Consider the following 21,699-nt stretch of genomic DNA (forward strand, 5'->3'; position numbering starts at 1 on the left):
GGGAAGGGCCGCTACAGCGGCAGGTCGGAGGCGCTCTTGGCCAGCTGCGCCGCGTCCGTGTTGCCCGCCGCGGACAGCACCGTCGCGGCCTGATTTCCGGTGAAGGGGTGGAGCTTGGCCCGCCAGAAGGGGTTGAACATGTTGGGCTGCTCCTGCCAGTCCCCCAGCCGGTGGTAGTAGACCAGGGCGTTGGAGATCGCCGCGCCCTCATCCGGCGCCATCTTGATCTGCGCGGTCCCCATCTGCCCGTGTGTGAACTTCAACTCCGACTGGCTGTTGAGCTCCCACGGCGTCTCATTCTTCCAGTCGCCCTTGCGCATCTTCATGGTGACGTAGCTGTAGACGTGGGGCTGCCCGAAGTCGCGAGTGTTATCCGGGTCCGCGCGGAACTTCATGAAGCAGTTGCCGCCCGCCGCGCAGGCCATCAGGTCCTTGGAGTAGACCCCCTCGAACTTGTTGTGCTTGCCACCCGAGTGCGCGCTGCCGGGCGAATGGCCGTTGGAGTCCTTGCCGGAGAAGATGCTGGCTTCATACCTCCCGGTCCAAAAGCCATCCTCCCAGGTGCTGCTGAGCCGGCCGTGCTCATCCGCCCCACTCACCTTGCCCTCGTTGTTGGAGACCTGGCCCTGCTCCACGGCGCTCGTGCTGGCGCTCTGGACCGTCTTGGCGGTTCCGTCATGCCCGGTGACCAGGCTTTCCCCCGAGCCCTGGATGCCGTGCATCAGGTCCTCGAGGAAGTCCGGGTGGAGGTACTCGGCAACGCCACGGCCGCGAGTGGCCGGCCACTCCGGCCGCGTGGCGTTGGCCACCTCGGTCATCACCTTGGCCCGAGCGGTCCGCGCCGTGTTCCCGGGCTTGCCGCTCACCGAGCAGGGCATGCCGTCAATGGCGCAGGAGAACTCCGCCACGTTGAGCCCGCCCACGGCCGAGGACACATTGCTGGCCTCCTTGGCATTGATCTCCTTGATGAGACTCATCTGGTTGGCCGTGCCATTGCTCAACAGCGACGACGTCTGCGCGAAGACGGTCTGCTGCGACATGTGGATGATGTCGATCATCGCGTCCAACGCCTGCACCGCGTTGTCGAAGGACTTCTCCACGCTCTTGATTTCCTTGTCGTACTCCTTGCGCTTGTTGTTGAACTTCTTGGAAATCTTGTAGGCCTTGACGGCATGCTTGCAGTGCTTGCAGGCAGAGGACTTCCAGGGGCAGGGAAGGCACAGGAGCGCCTCCTGGGCGGTGATCCACTCGAAGTTCGTCTTGCCCTGGTCGAGCATCGCGGAGGTGACGGTGCCCGCGGCCATGTAGGCGTGCAGACTGTTCATCGCCACGAAGGAGGCGGCGATGGCGCGGTTGCTGACGGCGAAGTAGTTGAGCGAGCGCGCCTCGACGACGGCCATGGAGTAGGCCATGGCATCGCTGTGCTGCTGCAGGCGCGTCTTGCCCCGCAGGGCGTGACTCACGCTAAAGCTCAACGCCACCATCAACCCCAGCAGGAGCAGGGAGAGGGCTGCCAGGACCAGCGCCTGTCCGCGCGGGGCCCCACGGCGGGAGCGCTTCAGAAGCGGTTGGTGGTGCGGCATGTGTTCGAGCTCGGCAGTTCTTTGACGAAGACGTTGGACTGCATCCGCATGGTGTAGGCCGCGCGGATGGGGAGGACATAGAGGCCCTTGTTGGCGGCGGCGGTGTACTTGGACTGATGGGTCCCGAAGTTCGGCGTGCCCGTGGACTCCTTCTCACCCATGCGCATCAACAAGGGAATCTCCCGGTTGAAGGCCGCGGCGTGGATGACCCAGTTGGCGAAGGGAATGGGCATCCGGTAGTTGAACGTCAGCTGGATGCGCAGCTTGGTGCGGTGGCTTTCCTTCCACCCCTTACTGGCCGCCTGACGCGGATCATCGAAGTCCAGCTCCGTCCCACTCACCTCCTTGGTGCTGGGGCCGCAGGTGGTGACCTCCACGTAGGGGATGCCGGCGTCCGCCATCATGTTGGCCTTCACGGCCGACCACCCCCACTTCTCCTGGAAGTCGGTGGCGTTGTTGATGGTCTTGATGAACTCGCCGCCCCCTGCGTCCCGGCTGACGAGCGGCAGCAGCACCGCGAGGGCCGCGCGCTCCATCACCTTCGTCTGGGCGTTGTGCAACGCACCGGCACGCACCGCCTTGTAGGCGGCGTATTTCGTCACCAGGCGGGCCTGATGCATCAGCCCCAGCTGCAAGGTGCCGAGGATCAGGAACACGAAGAGGGGCAGGACGATGGCAGATTCGACCGCGGCCTGCCCCGATTCACGCCCTCCGGGTTTCTGTTGGCGCACACCTTTCATGCACCCCATCAGAATCGACTCCCGCCAGCGCAACCATCGGTCAAGTGGACGCACAGTGCCCTACGCCCACGCCCAGTGTGCTGGAGGATTGCGGGCTGACGCGATATTTTCACCGCTTTCCGCCTTCACGCCAAGAGGGGGGCGGGACGTACGCCGCGAGAATGAACCGGGAGGTGAGACGTATATAGAGGGCCTTTCACCTCGGAGGACCTCACCATGACGTCACGTCTTCGCCTGCTCGCCGCCGCCACCTCCCTCTGCCTGGTACCGGCCGCCTGGGCCGGCGGTCCGTCCAACCTGGATGCCTGTGCAGGGCGCAGTCAGGCGTCCTGCCATGCCCCCGGCGTGGTGGACAAACCCGCCATCACCCTGAGCAAGGGCTTCCTCAGCGCGGCCGAGGGTCAGCAGGTCACCACCCGCGCGACGAAGATGCTGGAGGTGGCCCTGCAGGCGCCGCTGCTCCACAAGCCGCAGGGGATGAGCCTCCACCCCTCTATCTCCGTGGATGCGCCCCCGGCTCACGCGGCAAAGCACCACCCAGCGCTCGTGCGCTCCATTGTCCTGGCTCGGCCCATCGAGGTGGAGAATAAGCGCTCGGTCCAGGACAAGAAGACCGGTGCCTGGAAAGGCAGGGGAGAGGGGCCGACACTGCGCCTCCACTGGAACGACCTCGGCGTCTTCCTGGCCAGCGACGCGCTGGACCTCTCCAAGCCCGCCCAGTTCTTCTCCGCGCCCCAGAAGGTGGGCGAGGTCCAGGGCTTCCCTGTTTATGGCGTGGAGGGCAAAGAGGTGCTGCTCATCAGCAAGCGGGACGCCCTGCCCTGGCGGCCCTTCTCCGTGGAGAGCTACTACCAGATGCTCATCGCCCAGGAGCAGGAGACGCACTCCGTCTTCCAGAAGCAGCTGCCCTCCGCCAAGGGCGCCGAGCGGACGGAGCTCGAGAAGATGAACGCCGAGCGCCAGGCCCGCATCGACGCCCTCAAGAAGGAGCTCGCCCAGCTCTCGCCTGCTCAGCGCCAGTCGGGGGCCTGTCAGAGCGCCAGACCCAAGCGCGGCGACCTGACGGGGTTGGAGCTCACCTGCGCCTCTGGCTCCACGCCCCTGATGGTGGCCAACCAGGACATCTTCACCCGCCCCTCGCCCAAGGGCTCGCTGCAGTTCCTGACCATCACCACCACCTGGGGCGTGCTTCCGAAGGACGACCGGATGCCCAACGCCCTGGGGAAGGTCGTGCGCGCCGCCCTGCAGGACATGGACCTGAAGGCCCTGCAGGCGATGCTCGACTGAGAACGGGCAGCATCCACCCTCGGAGAAGGCAGCGACTCAGGGCTGGCCTGGGTGCCGCTCAATCACCTTCGCCGAGGACAGCGGGACGAACGTAGGCAGCAGCTGGTAGGCGGAGAGCTCATTGAAGTAAGGGCTGTCCTGCTGCTCCCAGCTGCCTGTCGTCCACATCGTCGCGCCCATGCCGATGCTGTCCAGGAAGGAGAGGAACTCCTCGCCATCCGCATTCCAGGCCGCGCTCTCGCCTGCGCAGGCCTTCTTCTCGTTGGGCCAGCCGTACTCACCGATAAACCCATACGTCCCCTGCGCCGTCACCCAGTCGGTGAAGTTCTTCGCCCGAGCGATCGTGAGCTTCCCGACCGAGTCGTAGCCCTGGCTCCTGGCGCCCGCGAGGAACGCCGAGTGGCACTCCTCATACTTCCCGCCGCTGTTGCCATCCATGTAGAGGTGGGCGTGGTACATGATGTTGTTGAGGGGGTCCTTGATCCACTTCTGCGGGTGGTTCTCAGGCCACCGCTCCGCCGAGCTGTAGGAGTAACCCTCCACCATGATGAGCTTGTTCTCCGGCAGGGCGCGAATGGCATCCACCGCGGCCTGGGAGTAGTTCTCCCAGACCTGCTCGGGCCAATACCAATCCGTCTGCGTGCCCTGGCTCACGTTGTCGACGTAGAAGACGTGCGAGGCACCGATCTCGGTCCCATCGACGATGAACTCGATGGAGATGCCACGATTGCCCTGCCACACGGCGTCGGGGGGAGCGTAGTACACCCGGGTATCGACCCCCTTCGTCACGGTGAAGAGCTTGCTGAAATGGCTCTTGGAACCGCTGTCGAACATCACCATACGCGCCTTGATGACGGCGCCCGGAGTCGTCGTGGGCACGAAGACCTTCGCCTGGAAGGTCTTGCCACTCGTGATGGAGGTGCTCTTCGTGGACGCCCAGAGCGACGCGCCGAGCACCACGCCATTCTTCACCGGCGCGCTGGCGGTGATCTTCAACGAGCCCTGGTTGTTGCGGCTCACCTTGCTCAGGGAGGTGTTCGAGGCGTCCCGCGGCAACCAGCCCTCGACGCTGGACTCGAAGCTCGACACGCCGACGGGATTCAAGAAGTTGCCCTCGAGGTAGGGGAGATCATGCGGCTCGTTCATGATGTCGTAGGCGTAGACCGCCGCGTAGGCCTTGGGATTGCTCTTGATGGCGGAGGCAATCCGACGCCAGGCATCCGCGTAGGACTCCTTCTTGAGGGCCGCGCTCCCAAAAGTGGAGGTCTGCCCGTTGGACGTGTAGCGCCCGTAGTTGTGCATGTCGACGATGACGCCGAGCCCCACCGCGTTCGCATTCTCGAGCGTCTGCAGCAGGTAGCCCAGGTAGCTCGTATTCAGACCGCCATTGAGCACCGGTTGGATTCGCTCCCAGTTGAACGGGACGCGAATGACGTTGTGGCCGCGGCTCTTCAGGTTGCGCAGCGACTCCTGGCTGGGCATCGTGTAGTTCGTCCCATAGACACCCGGCAGGACCGAGCTCCCGATGACCAGATCCATGACGTTGATGCCTCGCACATAGCGCTTGGCGGGCACGCCGTTCACATGGAAAGTGTAGTTGGAGACCGTCTTCGCGATGTCCAGGTAGACGAGGGAGCCCGTCGCGTTGGTCGCCTTGATGACCCAGACGTAGTCACCAGTGACGAGGTCGTTCGGAATCGTGAAGCCCCAGGAGTATTGCTTCGCGACTCCGGCGGCAAAGCTCTGCCCCGTCACGGACTGAGAATGGACGGCGGACGGAGAGATCTCGCCTGAAGCCGAGAACTTTCGAACCTGGAGGGAGAACGTGACATTCGAGACCGCTTCAGGGGACTCGACGGCGAGCGTCAAATAAACGGTCTGCCCCGAGGACACCTGCTGCGGGCCGGTGAAGGCCCCACGGTTCACGAACGTGAGCGCACTCGCGGTCAGTGGAGCGCACAGCAGAAGAAGAATCGCGGTGAGAAACAATCGTTGAATAGAGCTGTGGCGCAACGTCCGGCCTCTCTTTCTTTACAGGGAATAAGGCAGGCACGTGGTTTACATCATTTTCTAGATTTGACCACCCACAAAAACAAGGAAGGCGTTATTATGCAGCAAAGCTGCATCATTTAGACTCACCATCCAAGAATCTGGGAAAGGAATTAGGGCTTTTCCAGGGTCCTTCGCCTGGTACCGAGAAGGCTCGAAAGACAGAAGGGAGGGTGGCGTGAATGTCTATCACGCCACCCTCCCCTCGCTTTCAACGCTCAATCAACTGCCGTCCACGGCGCTCGCATCAGGGCGACGCCTGGCACCGCCCCTGCGCGGAAGCGCGGTGCTCCCACGAAGGCATTCCCGTAAAGCGGCAGGGCAGCAGCGTGCGGGCCGGAGTGAGGTGCCGATTCGACTCGCCGTTGCCGAGCTCGCCTTGCGAGTTGTGTCCCCAACCCACCGCAGTGCCGTCCCCGCGCAGCACCAGAGAATGGGCGCTACCGGCCGAGAGGGCCACCACTCCCGTCAGTCCTGGCACCTGGACCGGAGCGAGGTGGAGCGCCCTCGTGCCAGCCTGGGAGAGGACGTCATAGCCCCAGGTCCAAACGGTGCCGTCCGCACGCAGCGCTAGGGAGTGCCAGCCAAGGCTCGAGATGGCCACGACGTCCGTCAGGCCCGGCACCTGCTCCGGAATGTTCTGGAACCAGCCCGTCGTCCCATTCCCGAGCTGGCCGTAGGAGTTGTCACCCCAGGCCCACACGGTGCCGTCCTCACGCAGCGCCAGGGAGTGCGAGTAACCGGCGGCGACAGCCGTCACCCCTGAGAGGCCGGGCACCTGCCCCGGCACGAACTGGAGCAGCCAATCGAACTCGCCCGCGACCTGGCCATAGGCGTTGGAGCCCCAGGCCCACACGGTGCCGTCCTCGCGCAGCGCCAGGGAGTGCTCGCCACCCGCGGACAAGGCCACCACACCCGTCAGGTCCTCCACCAGGGCCGGAGGGACGTTGTCGTTCCCCGGATCGCCATGCCCAAGCTGCCTATAGACGTTGCTCCCCCAGCTCATCACCGTGCCGTCCTCGCGCAGCACCAGGGAGAAGCCGAAGCCCGCCGCGAGAGCCTTTACCTCCGTCACGCCGGGCACGAGCACCGGAGAAGAGCGAAAGGGGCTGCGCGTCCCATCCCCGAGCTCGCCGAACGTATTCTGACCCCAGGCCCACACGGTGCCATCCTCGCGCAGCGCCAGGGCGTGATGGTAGGCGGAGAGAGCCTTCACCTCTGTCAGGCCCGCCACCGGAGCCGGCGTGTACGGGTCCACCTCCTCGCCCTCCTCACGCAAGCCGAGATGGCCGACCCCCCAGGACCACACGGAGCCATCCGCTCTCAGCGCCAGGGAGTAGCCCCCGCCCGCCGCGAGGCTCACCGCGCTCGTGAGCTGCACCACCGGCTTCGGAGGCCTCGACTCATCCGTCCCCGTGCCAAGCTCGCCGCCGTCGTTGGTGCCCCAGGCCCACACGGTGCCATCCTTCCGCAACACCAGGGAGTCAAGGTGTGCGGCCAGAGCCACGACCTGCGCAACGCCCTCCACCCGCGCTGGGGAGAGCCGCCGAAGAGTTGTCCCATCCCCGAGCTGGCCATAGCTGTTGCCGCCCCAGGCCCACACGGAGCCATCCTCGCGCAGCGCCAGGGAATGAAGGACCCCCGCCGAGACGGCCACCACGTCCGTCAGGCCCACCGCCTGCACAGGCGAGGACCGCGACTGCTGAGTCCCATCCCCGAGCTGGCCATAGCTGTTGCCACCCCAGGCCCACACGGTGCCATCCGCGCGTAGCGCCATCGAGTGGTTCGTATTGGCGGACAGCGACACCACGTCCATCAGGCCCACGACTCGCACCGGAGTGAGTCGCTGGCTCGTCGTCCCGTCCCCCAGTTTGCCCGACGCGTTGTAGCCCCAAGCCCACACGGTGCCGTCCTCGCGCAGCGCCAGGGAGTGGTTCGTGCCCGCCGAGATGGCGACCACATCCGTCAGGCCTGACACCTGTGCCGGAGAGATTCGCCGATAGGTTGTCGTCCCATCCCCGAGCTGACCAAGGGAGTTGGCACCCCAGGCCCACACGGTACCGTCCGCTCGCAGCACCAGGGAGAAGCCGGAGCCCGCCGAGACGGCTACCACATCCGGCAGCCCCAGCACCTGCGTAGGGGAGTACCGAGCGACCGTCGTCCCATCCCCGAGCTGGCCGTAGTTATTGGAGCCCCAGGCCCATACGGTGCCGTCCTCGCGCAGCGCCAGGGAGTGGCCCTCTCCGGCCGAGACAGACACCACGTCCGTCAACCCTGGCACCTGCACCGGCAAGGACCGGGTGAGCGTCGTTCCGTCACCGAGCAAGCCGCCAGCATTGGAGCCCCAGGCCCACACAGTGCCGTCCGGCGCCACGGCCAGAGAATGGGACGAGAGCGACAACACCTCCCTCTTGGGCCCGGACGAATGTCCTGCCCTCACGGGGTGACCCTTCGCACTGGACTGGCCAGCCCAGAGTGCAACCCAGATCATTAGCAACGACCACAGGGGTGATTTCACACGTCTCTGCATTGAGACCTCTCAAACCACGTTGGGGGTGAATGCAGCGAAAGCCGCATAGCACCCCGCGTGCCGCTGTCTGGGAGCACCCAACCCGCCGGAATCACTGCCATCTGCCTGGCCACCACTCGACAGAGTGACGAATTTTGTAAGTGGGGTGACCAATCTTGTCGCGCCATTGCGTGTTCGACCAAGCCCGGTTTCTCTCGACCATCAGCGACAACGCGTCTCGCTATGACACCCATCCCTCTGGCCGCGCAGCATGGCGCTCACCGTCGAGCGGGACGGTCAGCCGCTCCGCATCCGCTACACGCCGCGCGGTGCACCCGTGCCGGGGAAGCGCGTACCCGGAGTGCCCGACGCGGCGTGCAAGCTTTAGCGGACCACCGTCACCGCACCCGGATGCCGTCGGCCATGACGACGTAGCCCGCCGTGGTCCAGCGGCTCACCTGCACCTTGTTCCAGCCAGCCGGGAAGCTCCACGTGCCGAGCGTGTTCCACTTGCCGCCGTTGAGCTGCTGGTTCACGCTCACTGTGGCCAGGTTGGTGCCGCTCGCGTTCGTGATGATGAAGGGCGCGGTCGGCGAGCGGTTGGTGCCCGCCACCCACCAGGCGTCGATCGTCTTCGTCGCCGCCGCCGGCAGGTAGAAGAAGAACACGGCAGGGTCGGAGATGGCCTGCGTGGAGGCGTAGTTGTAGTTGTTGCCGTAGAAGCCCGCGCTGGTGCCCGTGGCCCAGTTGGCCGAAATCTGGCTATAGCCCTTGGTGGTGTCGTTGTTGGCGTTGTTGTTGTCGATGACCAACCCCGTGGTCGATCCTCCGCCTGACGTCCACAGGTACGTCACGTCGACCCAGTCGTTGTTGCTCATCCCCAGGTCCGTCCAGAACGACCCATCCGCGATGTCGATACCCGCGGGATTGGCTGGCCGGCGCCCGAATTGATCATACCCACCGTTGTAGCCGTCCTGGTACGCGGCCTGGGCCTCGGGCTTGCCCTGCGGCAAATCCTTCCACATCTCGCGGACACTCGAGGGATTCCAATAGTCATCCTTCGTGTTCCACGGCCCCACGTCCCAGACCGATGTGGTCGTGCACTTGCCCGTCTTCGAGTAGCACACCTTCACCTGGTACTCGGAGCCGCCATTGCTCGCGAGCGCCCGGCGCGAGGGCAGCGCCACGAAGCGGTCATAGCTCTTGATGACATGGCCGTTGGCCGTCGTACCGCCCACCAGCCCCTCGCGCGTGGCGTAGATGCGATAGGTCAGTGGCGTCGCCAGCGTCGCGAACTCCTGGGCAGTGCCCCCCTCCAGCGAGCCCTCCAGCGTCACCTCCTGCACCAGAGGACCGCGGCCATGCTCGTCCGCCACGAGCGCGAGCCGCACCTGCACCTCCGTGCCGGCCCAGGGTAGGCGCACGGCCTCTCCCGCGCTCGAGGTGCTCCACTCGCTCCAGCCGCCGCTGGCTGAGCGCACTCGGATATCCACCTCCACCCCCATCCCCAGGGAGCTCTTCGTCCGGAGCAGTGGCCGGAGGGTGTCCACGGGTTGCTCCAGCCTCCGCACCGGGAAGGTGTAGAGACCCGTGAGGGTGCGCTGCCCTTCAGCTCTGCGCATGACGGCGTAGGGCTCGAACTGCAGACCGTCCCGGGTGCGCACGAGCTCGCCCGTGCCTTCTCCTGTGGCGAGTTCCTCCGTCCACCGCAGGGCGCTGGCGCTCCCCGGCGGAGAGGCCCGGAACGCCTCCAAGGCGGGCTCCTGAGCGCTCTCCGCGAGCGCCGCGCCTCCCGTCAGCGAGACTCCCAGCATCACCGTCATGAACGTCGACCGCAGCTTCGAACGCATGCCTGACCCCTTGGAAGAAAGGACCTACTGGCTAGTCCGTTCTTCCAAGGAGAGCACTTTGGGCACCTATTTGTCTCAGAAAAAGAGACTCACGGATCGAGAAATATGTTACTTTTCCCCCTGGATGGCCGGGATGACACAGTCCTCGAAGAGGGCCTTGCGTGCGTCCGGCGCCAGCGGCGCGAGCGCTTCTTGGTTCAACTGGGCGATTTGAAAGCTGGCCCACGCCGGCGTCATGGATTCATTGAGGGCTGGGATTCTCAGGTCGAAGCCATGACAAGCCAGGGTCCGGCTGTCTTGAGGATGAACTTTCAGCTTCGGCTTCTCTGGAGGGGGCTGTGGACTCGGACTCGGCTCCGGACCCGAACAGGCGAGCCCCCCCACTCCCAGGAGAACAGCGGCAACCACCAGCGTACTTCGTGCTTTCTGACTCATAGGGAGGAGTGCCTACAGAGGAATGATTTTCGTTACACTGGGAAACACGTACTGGCCAACGGGCGTGACGTCGCTCAGCTCGACCTCGGGAGAGACCTGGTCCCAGCCAAACAGGCTCTGCAAAGCAGCGTCCAGGAAGGACTGCTGCACCTCGGAAGGCTGGCTCCGCAGGACCTTCGCCTCGTCTACCAATCCCAGATCAAAGGCCGCCATTTCGAGGCTCCGAGGACTGCCCACCTGCACGCCGTCGCTCACCAGCCCGTCACGGAGCGTCGACCAGCTCAGCGGCGCAGCGGAGGCAATGCTCAGCGGGAGCTCGAACGTGTGTTGAATCAGCGTTCCCGCCGCGGCCTCCGCCTCCAGTTGTTGCACCATCTCCGGCGTCTCGTTACGCAGCGTGAAGGAGAAGGAGCAGATGGCGTGCCGCTGTGTTCCGGAGATCGTCATGCCCTTGGCCCGCCCCCACTGCTGGACGAACCGCATCTCGGGCCGGGTCTTGAGGACACACTCGTCCTCGGATTTCACCTGGTAGAACAAGGCCTGTTTGCCCTTCCAGGAGGGCTCGAACGTGCCCGGATCCGCCGGGAGCTGCACATCCCGAAGCACCCGTTCCACCTGCAGATACTCCTCGCTCCCCACCGGGCGGAACATCACCGTCTGGGCCTTTGGATAGACCCACACGATGTTTGACAGGTTGGGCTCGGAAGGCTCGAAGTACACGGCCTCCTCTGTCTCGATAACGCGGAGCACGGGCACACCGCCGCCCGAGGCGCCCACCGTCACAGTCAATAGCACTGCACCCCAGAAGCTCATGGCTGATCGCATCAAGAACGTGATGCCCCCCTTGGGCGCTCCCCATACCACGCGGCTCCCCTTCAACTGAGAGTAAAATCCGCGCCACAGGCGTGTTGAGGCGGGTGGCGTGGCACTCCAGTCATGAGTGCCCCCGCGGCCTCGATGAGGGGGAAGGCGACCGCAAGGATGAACGGATGGCCGCAGGGCCTGCGAGCCGGAGCGAGCGTCGAGGCAGCCGTGGCCAGGGCGGGTGGATATGTCCGGGTGCGTTATCTATTTCACCTTCACCGCAGCCAGCATCATCCTGCGCGGAACGCGCTTGTAGTCGCCACGCAAGGTGCCCAAGGTGCCAGAGCGAGGGCGGAGCCGTCCGCCTTCGCCTCATCCTGGAGATACACCGTGAGTACAAATCCCCCCCGCTATGACCTGTGGGCGCCCGAGACGCGCGCAAACCCCCTGCCCGTCTATGCGCGCATGCGGCAGGAGGCGCCCCTGGTCCGGCTGTTCGACCCCAACCTCAACATCCCTGTATGGGTGGCCACCCGCTACAAGGACGTGGTCGACCTGGTGCGTGACCCTCGCTTTACCAAGGACATGCGCAAGATCCCCGACGGCTCGCCGTCGAAGCTGCGGCGGATCGACTCCATGGAGGTGATCAACCGACACATGCTGTCGTCGGACCCGCCGGACCACACGCGCCTGCGCACGATCGTCTCCAAGGCCTTCACCCCGCGCCGCGTGGAGGAGCTGCGCCCGCGCGTCACCGCCATCACCTACGAGTTGCTGGACGCCGCCAAGGCCCGCGGAGAGGTGGACCTGCTCGACGCCTTCGCCTTCCCGCTGCCCATCACCGTCATCGCCGAGCTGCTGGGCGTGCCGGTGGAGGACCGGGAGCAGTTCCGCGACTGGACGACCACCATCATCAACCCGCCCGTCAACGGGGACCTCGGTCCCATCCAGCAGGCGGGCATGCAGTTCATCCAGTACTTCCAGGGCCTGCTGGCGCGGCGCCGGGCCGAGCCCCGGGACGACTTGCTCACCGCCCTGATGGCCGCGGAGGAGCAGGGTGACAGGCTCTCGCCCCAGGAGCTCATCAGCATGCTGTTCCTGCTGCTGGTGGCCGGCCACGAGACGACGGTGAACCTCATTGGCAACGGTGTCTGGGCGCTGCTGCAGAACCCGGAGCAGATGGAGCGGCTGCGCGCGAACCCGGCGCTCATCGAGTCGGCCGTGGAGGAGATGCTGCGCTACCGCAGCCCGGTGGAGACCACCACCCAGCGCTGGGCCACGCAGGACATCGAGTTCCGCGGCCAGGTGATTCCCGCGGGCGAGAGCGTGCAGGGCTCGCTGCTGGCGGCCAACCACGACCCCGAGCAGTTCCCCGAGCCGGAGAAGTTCGACATCGCCCGCGAGCCCAACCGCCACGTCGCCTTCGGCTTCGGCATCCACTTCTGCCTGGGCGCGCCCCTGGCTCGGCTCGAGGGCGCTATCGCCATCAACCTGCTGCTGGAGCGCATGCCCCGGCTGAGACTCGCGGTGGAGCCGTCCCAGCTGCGTTGGCGTGACGGCATCCTCGTGCACGGCCTGCAGCGCCTGCCCGTGGCCTTCTGAGCACCGGGCCACGCATTCGTGCCAGGATGGACGGCGCATGTCCATCCCGTGCCCCCGCTGCCAGACTCCCTTCACCCCTGGAGCCACGTCCTGTCCGGGCTGTGGCTCCTCCCTGCTGCTCGAGGCCGTCCCTGGGGGCACGGAGCCCACGTGCGCCGTCCACCCCACCCTGCGCAGCCTGGCCACCTGCGAGCGCTGCGGCGCGTTCGCCTGCGCCCGATGCCTGCGCTCCGGTGCCCGCGGCGAGGCGGTCTGCGAGGCCTGCCTGGCACGTGAGCCCAACCTCCCGGTGCCGTGGGATGAGCGCGAGGAGCTGGGCACCTTCAAGGCATTCTGGAAGACCTGCGTCAACGTGCTGCTGCGCCCAGAGTTCTTCTCCAGGGCACGGGCCGAGGGAAGCGCGAGCAGCTCACTGCTCTTCGTCCTGCTGTGTTCACTGCCTCCCTGCTTCGTGACGGGCCTCACCTACCTGGGCATGTTCTCCTTCATGCCCGCGATGTTCCCCATCCCGCGGGCGGAGGATCAACCCAACGTGCCATTCGAGTGGATCGGGGTGGCCGCGTTCGTGGCCAGCATCCTCCTCGGTCCCGTGATGGCCGTAGCCACCACTGTCCTCGGCGCGGGCCTCGACCACCTCGTGCTGCGGATGGGGAACGTCACCCGGGGATTCCAGGTGACGCTCCGGGCCCACGCGCTCTCCCAGGCCCCCTGGGTGCTCGGCGTGGTGCCCTTCATCGGCACGCAGGTGGCTCCTTTCTGGGCCCTGGTGGCCCGCGTCTTCGCCTACCGCGGACTGCACCGGACGACCTGGGGCGTGGCGGTGGCCGGGGCGCTGCTCGGCCCGGGCCTCCTCTGCTGCCTGTGCGGCGGAAGCTACATCGCCGCCGTCATGTTCTTCGTGAGCCAGTTTGGCGGCAACTGACCTCAGAGGGCGTAGGTGGCGAAGCAGGTACCCACCGGGCCGCTGCCCGTGCTCGCCGCGTTGGGCGCGGACTGCCACAGCCCCTCGGCGCCGCACTGGTGCCACTGCAGATCTCCGCTCGACTGCACGCACGTGCGCGCCGGCACGGACTTGCCCAGCGTGGCGGAGCTGCACCACGGCCAGGAGGCCGTGCAGGTCGTCGGCTTCGTGGTGGTGCCCGCCGTGAAGGTGCCGTCGCTCAGGCACTGCCGCCAGATGCCATCCGAGGAGCTCTGCACGCACACGCCCACGGCCACGTTGCCGTCCACCGTGCCCGAGTAGCACGTGACAGTGGAGCCTGTGCCCCAGGCGTACTCGCTCTTGAACTGGTTGTACTTCACCGCCACCAGCGACGAGCCGCCGATGTCACTGCGACCGCACTGGATGGCGTACGCGCCCACCCACGGCGTGTACGTGTAGAGCGCCGCGGTGGCCTTGTTGGCGGGCTTCACCGAGCACGGGTCCGAGGTGCTCTTCGTCACGCCCGGCTTCCACCCGGAGATGGTGGCCCGACCCGCGTCCAGGTCGGTCAGGTAGCCGCGCAGCTTCTTCGCCGAGCACTCAATCTGGTTGCCGAAGCCCGCGTAGGAGATGGTGCACCCGCCGCTGTCCGGGCAGCCACAGCCGGTGGCCTTCGCCAGGTTCGTCGAGGTGCCGCTGGTGATGAGGCTCGACTCCGTCTGGATGCGCGCCAGCATGTACAGCGGGCTGATGGTGTACGCCTTGGAGCGCTCCACGATGAGCGCCGCCGCCGTCTTGTTGCTCCACGCCGGATCCTTATAGGTGGCCAGGTACGAGCCCTTCTGCTGCAGGAAGGCCTGCACCTGGGCCGTCGTAATCCACTGCCCACCGGTGATGTCCGAGTCCTCGAGCAACCGGTGCATGTCGTACTCGGTGGTCACCGGCTCGAGCACCTGGCCCGTGAGCTCATCCACCACGACCTCGTTCTCGGACGGACCGCAACCCACCAGGTACAGCACCGGTAACAGCAACAGCGTGCAACGGAGCTTCATCACGTGCCTCGGGTTTGGCAGAGGAGACGGGCGGGGGGAAGCCCGACCCCTCGGCGGGGGGGGAAAGGCACGTCTTAGCACCCAGAAAGGTCCTATTTCTCGTTTTTCATGAAAATTAGAAAAATCTACATTCGTCCAGAGGAGACCTCAGCGCCCCATCCGACGGCGGGCCCGCTCGCGAGCAGCCTCGAGCGCCGAGTCCACACCGCGCTCCGTCGTGCGCGCCTCGGGGGGCTTCGCGTCTCCCGGAGGCTCGGGAGAAGGGCCCTCGGGAAGTGGGGCCTGGGCGTGTGATGGACTCCCCGGCACGGCCACGGCTGCCATCGGGGAGGGAGCCACCGCGCGCCGGGGTCTCGGTGCCGACAGGAAGCGACGCACCGCCACCTCCGCCAGCAGCGCCGCCACCGCCAATGCCACCAACCCCGGCGCCAGCGCCACGCGGCCCTCGGACTCGGGGGCCTCGGAGAAGAGGCCCGCCATGGACAGCCGCTCCACTCCGCCGCCTACGGCCGCCACCCCGTGCAGCACCGCCAGGCCTTCCTTCGCGCTGCCGGGCTCGAACTCGGGCGCATAGGGCAACGTCACCGGAGGGGCACGCAGCACCCGCGAGCCCAGCTTCACCACCGGGTGCCACGTGCCGCTGCCCGGCAGCGTGTACTCGGCCGTCACCCGGTCTTCGTCCTCCCAGCGCATCGGCAGCTCCACGGGCGCGCTCCGGCCGTCTCCCGGCAGCAACACCACCGAGGGCAGCGCGCCCGGCAGCGCCTCTCCCGGCGCGAAGTCCAGCGTCACCCGCAGCAGGTTGCCCCGCCGCTCCGAGCGCGCCACCACCTCGCCCGCCTCGCCCGCGCCGCCCATCGTCCAGCGCACCATGCCTTCCAGCGCCGCACGCAGGCCGCTCCAGGAGCGCAGCTCGCCCGTGTACTCGCCGTCCACCTCCGCCATGAGGGCCACCACCCGCCCCGAGCCGCGCGGCCACAGCGCCAGCACCGGCGCCGCGTTGTCGTCCAGCGTGCGCAGGGCCACGCTCGCATGCGGCTTCAGGTACGTGAGGTTGTAGCCGCCCACCTGCGGCAGCCCCAAGGCCGGCAGCTTGCCGAGCAACGGCAGGTCCGGCGCCGCCTCCAGCGTTGCGGGCTCATCCACGAAGGTGGCCCGCGCCACAGCGAGCGTCTCCTGGCTGAAGATGCGCGGCAGGCTCGTTGCGTCCTCCGCGAAGTAGACGCGACCTCCCCCCTTCGCGGCGATCTCCTTCAGCAGCGCCGCGTCCGAGTCCTTCTCCGAGCCCAGGCCAATGACGGACACCGTCACCTTCTCGTGCTGCAGCTGCGTCAGCGTCTGCAGGTAGTCATCCGGCTCCTCCGAGTCCGCCGCGTCCGAGAAGAGCAGCACGTGCCGCGTGGCCTTATCGCTGCTCAGAATCTGCGACTTGCCCTCGCGCAGCGCCTCGCCCACGTAGATGCCACCCCCACCGCTGAAGCCCCGCGCCACCGCATCCAGCGGTAGCCCCTCCTCCACGGGGCTCATCGGGAAGATTTCGTGCACGGAGGTGTCCACCATGTGCACGGACACCTCGTCCTTCTCGTTGAGCAGCGTGAGCGCCCCCATCACGCCCTCGGCGGCCAGCTCCATCTTCGTGCGCCCGTCCGGCACCTGGACGCCCATGGAGCAACTGCAGTCCATCAGCACGCTCATGGCCAGGGACGTGCGGCGCTGCTCCTCGCGCATCTCCAACGACACTGGCAGCAGCGGCTCCACCGGCGAGCGTCGGTAACCCCCCTGGCCAAAGCTGGAGCGTCCACCCGTCATCACCAGTCCGCCACCGGCCTGCTCCACATATGAAGCCAGCGCGAGCAGCCCCGGCTCGCCGAGCCGGTTCGCGTCCACGTTCTCCAGCACCACCGAGCCCACGCCATCCAGCGCATCCAACGTCACGGGGAAGGGAGCGCGCACCTCCAGCGTCAGCCCGGCGGCGCGCAGAGCCTTGGCGAGCGTGCCCTCGGGCTGGTCCGTGAGCAGCATCACCCAGGGTGGGCCCTCCACGCGCAGCACCGCCTGCCCCACGTCGTTCTCCACCACCCCGTCCCCCGAGGCCTCCACCGTCAGCCGGTAGGCCACGAGGCCCGGCTCGTCCACCAGGTCCCGAAAGGGCAGCAGGTTGGGCCCGGCGTGGAACTCGAAAGGCCCCTTCACCAGCAGGCGGCCATTGCGCTCCAAACGCACCGTGCCGGTGACAGGCGCCGTGGCCTGCACCACCCCCGTCATCTGGAAGGGCTCCTGCACCTTCACCGCGGCCGGCACATCCAGCGAGAGCACGGCCAGGTCCAATGGCGAGTCCTCGCGGGCCACGTGACGGAAGTCCACGGGAATGCCTCGGGCCGCCAGCCTGCGCGCCGCGCCTCGAGCGTCCGCGCCCGTGGCCCGCCCGTCGGACACCACCAGCACGCGGCCGGTGCGGCCCGGAGGAATGAGCGCTCCCGCCGCATCCAGCGCCGCCGACAGGTCCGACGCCTCCGCGTCCAGGGACCGGGTGAAGCCGCCGAAGCGGCCCAGCTCCGACAGCGACTGCTCCACCCGGGCCTCGCGCCCGAAGGAGATGACCCCCACCCGGTCACCGGTGCGCCGCTGCGACTCCAGCAGGCCCACCAGCTCCGAGGCCACACGTCCCGCTTCAGTCGGCATGGAGCGCGAGCGATCCACCACCACCACCACGTCACTGCCCGCGTGACGCAGCAGCCACTCGGGGCCGGCGAGCGCCCCCACCGCGAGCAGCAACAACACCCACCGCAGGACCATGGGAGGGCCCGGGCGCCGGCCGAGCTTCCACAGGAAGAGGCCCAGCGGGATGAGGAGCACCAGAGCCTGGGGGAGGGAGAAGCTCATTCGTCGAGAGACAGGGTCACCGACGATACTCCCTGGACACCTCCGCACAAAACCCTGTGGAGAAATGCTTCCAGCGACGTAGCCAGGGGCTCTCCCGAGAGAGCCCGCGGGCTCTCTCACCGAGGGTCAGTTGACCACGATCCGGGAGACCTTCCCGTCCAATCCGTTGTCACGGATGTAGGAAACCCGGACCGAGGCATCCTCGTAGCTCTGCTGGAAGGTCTGAACGACGTACCCGTTCAGCCCCGCCGCCTTCACGGTGATGATTGCATAGTCATCATCCGTGGCGCCGCTCGAGCTGTCGTAGACCCGGATCTCCGCACCGGCCCGAACGTTGTAGAGCACCAGAGAGCGGGCCTCGTCATTGGGGATGCCCGTCGGGTTGCTCCTCGTCAGGTTGTAAGCCTGACCGGGCTCGTCGGAGATGGTCCCCAGCAGGGTCTGGGTTCCGCCATTGCCCTCGTAGAAGGCAATCGTCCCCGTCGCCATCGTCTCAATGGGAGCCTGGAGGCTGGAGAGCTCCTGCTCCTCGCCAGGCTGCTCGACGCCACAACCCACCAGCATCAACGCGCCAACAACGCCCACGCCAATCGACATACGCTTCATGTTTGCTCCTTCTCTGAGATGCAAGACCAAACAAGAATTCGGTATCAATACGGCGCGCCCCCTATACGAGAGCTCAAACATGAGCTGACTGTGAAATCTCTGTATCAGTCGAGAAGTCGACAAACTGGCTACGTGAGGTCGTCGAGGGACATCGCGAACTCGTCCTGGCGCCCCTCGTCCGTCAGCTCCGCGACCCAGTCAGGCATCTGAGAGAGCGGGTCGTCGAGCTACACACCTCCACCACCGAGGGTCGCACAGTGAGTGCCATGCCACGCAGGCCTCTGCACTTCCGGCGGGAGTGGCGGCTCAGCTGCCCACTTAACGGGGAGTCACAACATGAAATTGACTTTGATAATCGATCTCAACTAGGAGGAGACCGTCACTTCGACCCAGGAGACCGCGCATGCCTCCGTCCGCCTCCCCTTCGTGGCCGCTCCAGGAAAGGCCCTGGCGTGTCCTCGCCCTGTCCACGTTGGCCTTGACCCTGGCCTGTGCCTCACGGCCCGGAGTCTCCGCTGGGAACGAGGAGCGCCCCGTGTCCTCCGCGTGCGATCCGGAGCGGGACCGGGCCGCCATCCTTCAGATGGCGGGCAACTACCGGGTCGGCTTCGCCTTCGACGAGACGGTGGGATTCAGCGAGGGCTACACACCCCACGCGCCCTACCGCGCGAACGCGACGGAGTGGGTGGAGGTGTTGGAAGACACGCCCCGGAAGGTGTCGCTCCAGCATGTCCTGATGGCGGAGCGGGATGGCAAGCGCACGACCCTGAAACACTGGCGGCAGGACTGGACCTTCGAAGACACCACGCTGCTGGAGTTTCGCGGGCACCGGACGTGGGAGCGCCGCGAGCTGGCGCCGCACGAGGTGACGTGCACGTGGAGCCAGGCCGTGTACGAAGTAGACGATGGTCCTCGGTACGAGGGCTACGGACGGTGGACCCACGCCCACGGCGTCTCCGCCTGGCAGTCCGAGGAGACGTGGCGGCCCCTGCCCCGCCGCGAGTACACGAAGCGCAGTGACTATGACGTGCTCGTCACCACCAACCGGCATGCCCTGACGCCCAGGGGATGGGTGCATGAGCAGGACAGCCTCAAGGTGGTGCTGGGCCCGGCTCCGCATGCGCTGGCACAGGAGCACGGACTCAACCTCTACACTCGCCAGCCGACGGACGCGGCCTCCACCGCGACGAGCACCGCCTGGAAGGAGACCCAGGGCTTCTGGAGCGAGGTCCGTGACGAGTGGCAAGCCCTGTTCCAGTCTCACCCGCGCCTCACCCTGCGGGACAGTGTCGATGGCAAGCCACGCTACGAGCACCTCTTCGCGCTCGAGAACACGGCGGCCTCCGAGCGGCGTGAGCGGATCCGCGCGACGCTCGAGCGCTTCGTCGAAACCGCGGTGAGTGCCAGAGCAACTCCCGCTGGCGAGTAGACAGCCGTGAAAGGGAACGCGATGCGCTGGCATGTCTGGGTTCTCGTCTGGCTCGTGGGTGCGCCCGCGCTGGCACAGGGGAATGAGCCGTCCGTAGCCGTGGAGGAAGGGACCGCGGAAGAACCCGCGGCACAACAGACCGTGGTGACGGCGTCCCGCTCCGTGGAGCGGCTCCAGGACACGCCGGTGGCCGTCGAGGTCATCACCCGTAAGGACATTGAGGCGACAGGAGCGCGCGACCTGGCCGAGGCGCTGGGCGCACGTCCTGGCCTGGAGCTGCGGCGCAGCTTCGCGGGAACGGAGCTGCGCGTGCAGGGGATGTCCCCCGAGTACACCCTCGTCCTGGTGGACGGCGAGCGCGTGACGGGGCGACTGGGGGACGCCTTGGATTTCTCCCGGTTCTCCACGGAGGACATCGAGCAGGTGGAGATCATCCGAGGCCCCTCCTCGGTCCTGTATGGCAGCGACGCCGTGGCGGGCGTGGTCAACATCATCACCCGGAAGGCACAGCGCCCCCTGGGTGCCACGGCGCAGGTCTCGCTCGGCAGCCTGTGGCAGTTGGAGGTGGACGGCACCGCGGAGACGCGAGGCGAGCGGGCGGGAATGCGACTCAGTGGCGGCTTCCAACGCCGCAATGGCTATGACCTGACGCCCGGCACTCCCGCGACCACGGGCAGCTCGCTCGAGGGCTACCAGGTCTCCTGGCGCGGAGACCTGCGGGCCACCGAGTCGTTCCGGCTCGAGGCAAGTGCCGGGGCCACTCGGCGAGTGCAGCGAGGCGTCGACGAGGGCGCGGCCAGCGCGCTGTTCGACCGCGCGAGTCAGAACGAGAGCTACGAGGCGACGCTGTCACCCTCGCTGGTCCTCTCCCCCACCGGCACGCTCCAGTTCTCCGGCCGCTACTCGCGCTTCCGCCATCGCTATGTGTTGGATCAACGCAATGCCTCCGTCCTGGATCAGGTGGAAGAGACGCACGAGCAGATGGCTCGGGTAGGCGTCCAGCTCGACCAGAGCCTGGCGCAGGTGCATCAGCTCGTGGTGGGCGTCGAGGCGATTGGAGAGACGCTCGACTCCGACCGTCTGGCGGGCGCGGGCCGGCGCGGCCGAGTCTCGCTTTACGGACAGGACTCGTGGAAGACGCCCCTGCCCGTAGCGCTCCATGTCGTGCCCGGCTTGCGGCTGGATGTGGACTCCGAGTTCGGAACAGTGCTGACGCCCCGGCTCGCCGTGAGGCTGGAGCCGGTGGAGGCGCTCACAGTGCGCGCCAGCTACGGCCATGCGTTCCGGGCACCGAGCTTCCAGGAGCAGCTCATTGATTTCGAGAACCCGAGCGTGGGGTACGTGGTCGCGGGCAATCCCACGCTGCGACCCGAGCACTCCCGGGGCGCGACCCTGTCCGCGGAGTGGCGAGTCACGAGCCGCGGCCTGCTGTGGACGAACCTGTTCCGCAACGACCTCTCCGACATGATCTCCGTGGTGCAGGACGAGCGCTCCCCTACCCTGCGCTTCACCTACGCCAACATCTCGCGCGCGACCGTGCAGGGGGCGGAGGTGGGGTGGAAGCAGCGGCTGCCCCTCGGGGCCTGGCTGGACGTGGGCTACACGCTCATCAGCGCGCGAGACCTCGAGGAGGACAGACCGCTCGAAGGGCAGAGCACGCACCGGCTCACCACCCAGCTCGGAATGCGATACCGGCCCTGGAAGCTCGAGGCCTCCCTCCAGGGCTCGCTGGTCGGCCCCCGCCCCTACTACCAGGCTCCCGATGGGACGGCTCGAACGGTCATGGCCCCCGCCTACGCGACCCTGGATGCACGGCTCGCCTACGGCGTGATGGAGAGTGTCCGGGCGTTCGTCGCCGGCCGCAACCTGCTGAACGCGGGGGACTCGCAGTACCTGCCCATTCAGCCTCGCGCCTTCCACGCGGGGCTCATCCTCGAATTGTGAGGGA

15 protein-coding genes are annotated in these 21,699 nt (G+C 66.8%); 5 read left to right on the top strand and 10 right to left on the bottom strand.

What is annotated here, in order from left to right; translation table 11 throughout:
- Positions 1-11: 11 nt before the first annotated feature.
- Complete coding sequence (locus F0U60_RS46090; RefSeq protein ID WP_395810041.1) at positions 12-1,583, bottom strand: hypothetical protein; 1,572 nt, start codon at positions 1,581-1,583, stop codon at positions 12-14.
- Positions 1,559-2,332, bottom strand: coding sequence for a TadE/TadG family type IV pilus assembly protein (locus tag F0U60_RS46095; protein WP_395810043.1), 774 nt, complete (start codon positions 2,330-2,332; stop codon positions 1,559-1,561). The genes F0U60_RS46090 and F0U60_RS46095 overlap by 25 nt, the downstream gene beginning before the upstream one ends.
- A 207-nt stretch (positions 2,333-2,539) precedes the next feature.
- On the opposite strand from F0U60_RS46095, the gene F0U60_RS46100 reads away from it, so the two are divergent.
- The gene (locus F0U60_RS46100; RefSeq protein ID WP_395810045.1) at positions 2,540-3,610 is read left to right on the top strand and encodes a hypothetical protein; all 1,071 of its coding nucleotides are present in this window, start codon (positions 2,540-2,542) and stop codon (positions 3,608-3,610) included.
- A gap of 36 nt (positions 3,611-3,646) precedes the next feature.
- Here F0U60_RS46100 and F0U60_RS46105 read toward each other — a convergent pair whose 3' ends face one another.
- The 5 genes from F0U60_RS46105 to F0U60_RS46125 form a co-directional block, all read right to left on the bottom strand.
- Positions 3,647-5,623 carry a glycoside hydrolase family 5 protein gene (locus tag F0U60_RS46105; protein ID WP_395810047.1) on the bottom strand — a complete coding sequence of 659 codons (1,977 nt, stop codon included), beginning with the start codon at positions 5,621-5,623 and terminating at the stop codon, positions 3,647-3,649.
- 283 nt (positions 5,624-5,906) lie between these two features.
- The gene (locus F0U60_RS46110) at positions 5,907-8,063 is read right to left on the bottom strand and encodes an RCC1 domain-containing protein (RefSeq protein WP_395825738.1); all 2,157 of its coding nucleotides are present in this window, start codon (positions 8,061-8,063) and stop codon (positions 5,907-5,909) included.
- Positions 8,064-8,566: 503 nt separating this feature from the next.
- Complete coding sequence (locus F0U60_RS46115; RefSeq protein WP_395810049.1) at positions 8,567-10,018, bottom strand: hypothetical protein; 1,452 nt, start codon at positions 10,016-10,018, stop codon at positions 8,567-8,569.
- Positions 10,019-10,126: 108 nt separating this feature from the next.
- Positions 10,127-10,255, bottom strand: a complete 129-nt coding sequence (locus F0U60_RS46120; RefSeq protein ID WP_395810051.1) for a hypothetical protein — start codon at positions 10,253-10,255, stop codon at positions 10,127-10,129.
- Positions 10,256-10,465: 210 nt separating this feature from the next.
- On the bottom strand, positions 10,466-11,266 hold the full coding sequence (locus tag F0U60_RS46125) for a hypothetical protein (RefSeq protein WP_395810053.1): 801 nt from the start codon (positions 11,264-11,266) through the stop codon (positions 10,466-10,468).
- 381 nt (positions 11,267-11,647) lie between these two features.
- On the opposite strand from F0U60_RS46125, the gene F0U60_RS46130 reads away from it, so the two are divergent.
- On the top strand, positions 11,648-12,859 hold the full coding sequence (locus tag F0U60_RS46130; protein WP_395810055.1) for a cytochrome P450: 1,212 nt from the start codon (positions 11,648-11,650) through the stop codon (positions 12,857-12,859).
- A gap of 37 nt (positions 12,860-12,896) precedes the next feature.
- The gene (locus F0U60_RS46135) at positions 12,897-13,781 is read left to right on the top strand and encodes a YIP1 family protein (RefSeq protein ID WP_395810057.1); all 885 of its coding nucleotides are present in this window, start codon (positions 12,897-12,899) and stop codon (positions 13,779-13,781) included.
- Positions 13,782-13,783: 2 nt separating this feature from the next.
- Here F0U60_RS46135 and F0U60_RS46140 read toward each other — a convergent pair whose 3' ends face one another.
- From F0U60_RS46140 to F0U60_RS46150, 3 genes are all read right to left on the bottom strand, one after another.
- Entirely contained in the window at positions 13,784-14,833 is a 1,050-nt protein-coding gene (locus F0U60_RS46140; protein WP_395810059.1) for a hypothetical protein, read from the bottom strand.
- A 147-nt stretch (positions 14,834-14,980) separates the two neighbouring features.
- On the bottom strand, positions 14,981-17,716 hold the full coding sequence (locus F0U60_RS46145) for a VWA domain-containing protein (RefSeq protein WP_395810061.1): 2,736 nt from the start codon (positions 17,714-17,716) through the stop codon (positions 14,981-14,983).
- A 126-nt stretch (positions 17,717-17,842) separates the two neighbouring features.
- Positions 17,843-18,322, bottom strand: a complete 480-nt coding sequence (locus tag F0U60_RS46150; RefSeq protein ID WP_395810063.1) for a hypothetical protein — start codon at positions 18,320-18,322, stop codon at positions 17,843-17,845.
- Positions 18,323-18,725: 403 nt separating this feature from the next.
- Between F0U60_RS46150 and F0U60_RS46155 the strand changes: the two genes are divergently transcribed.
- Both F0U60_RS46155 and F0U60_RS46160 read left to right on the top strand, forming a co-directional pair.
- Entirely contained in the window at positions 18,726-19,751 is a 1,026-nt protein-coding gene (locus F0U60_RS46155) for a DUF6607 family protein (protein WP_395810065.1), read from the top strand.
- Between the two features lie 6 nt (positions 19,752-19,757).
- Entirely contained in the window at positions 19,758-21,695 is a 1,938-nt protein-coding gene (locus F0U60_RS46160) for a TonB-dependent receptor plug domain-containing protein (RefSeq protein WP_395810067.1), read from the top strand.
- The last annotated feature ends 4 nt before the right edge of the window (positions 21,696-21,699 follow it).

The organism is Archangium minus, assembly GCF_044360475.1.
Lineage (GTDB): Bacteria > Myxococcota > Myxococcia > Myxococcales > Myxococcaceae > Archangium > Archangium minus.

Excerpts from the sequence above, each read along its gene's own strand:
- F0U60_RS46120 (WP_395810051.1), bottom strand. The coding sequence starts at position 10,255 with ATGACGCCGGCGTGGGCCAGCTTTCAAATCGCCCAGTTGAACCAAGAA.
- F0U60_RS46150 (WP_395810063.1), bottom strand. The coding sequence starts at position 18,322 with ATGAAGCGTATGTCGATTGGCGTGGGCGTTGTTGGCGCGTTGATGCTG.
- F0U60_RS46155 (WP_395810065.1), top strand. The coding sequence starts at position 18,726 with ATGCCTCCGTCCGCCTCCCCTTCGTGGCCGCTCCAGGAAAGGCCCTGG.
- F0U60_RS46115 (WP_395810049.1), bottom strand. The coding sequence starts at position 10,018 with ATGCGTTCGAAGCTGCGGTCGACGTTCATGACGGTGATGCTGGGAGTC.
- F0U60_RS46100 (WP_395810045.1), top strand. The coding sequence starts at position 2,540 with ATGACGTCACGTCTTCGCCTGCTCGCCGCCGCCACCTCCCTCTGCCTG.
- F0U60_RS46095 (WP_395810043.1), bottom strand. The coding sequence starts at position 2,332 with ATGGGGTGCATGAAAGGTGTGCGCCAACAGAAACCCGGAGGGCGTGAA.
- F0U60_RS46125 (WP_395810053.1), bottom strand. The coding sequence starts at position 11,266 with ATGAGCTTCTGGGGTGCAGTGCTATTGACTGTGACGGTGGGCGCCTCG.
- F0U60_RS46090 (WP_395810041.1), bottom strand. The coding sequence starts at position 1,583 with ATGCCGCACCACCAACCGCTTCTGAAGCGCTCCCGCCGTGGGGCCCCG.
- F0U60_RS46140 (WP_395810059.1), bottom strand. The coding sequence starts at position 14,833 with ATGAAGCTCCGTTGCACGCTGTTGCTGTTACCGGTGCTGTACCTGGTG.
- F0U60_RS46135 (WP_395810057.1), top strand. The coding sequence starts at position 12,897 with ATGTCCATCCCGTGCCCCCGCTGCCAGACTCCCTTCACCCCTGGAGCC.
- F0U60_RS46145 (WP_395810061.1), bottom strand. The coding sequence starts at position 17,716 with ATGAGCTTCTCCCTCCCCCAGGCTCTGGTGCTCCTCATCCCGCTGGGC.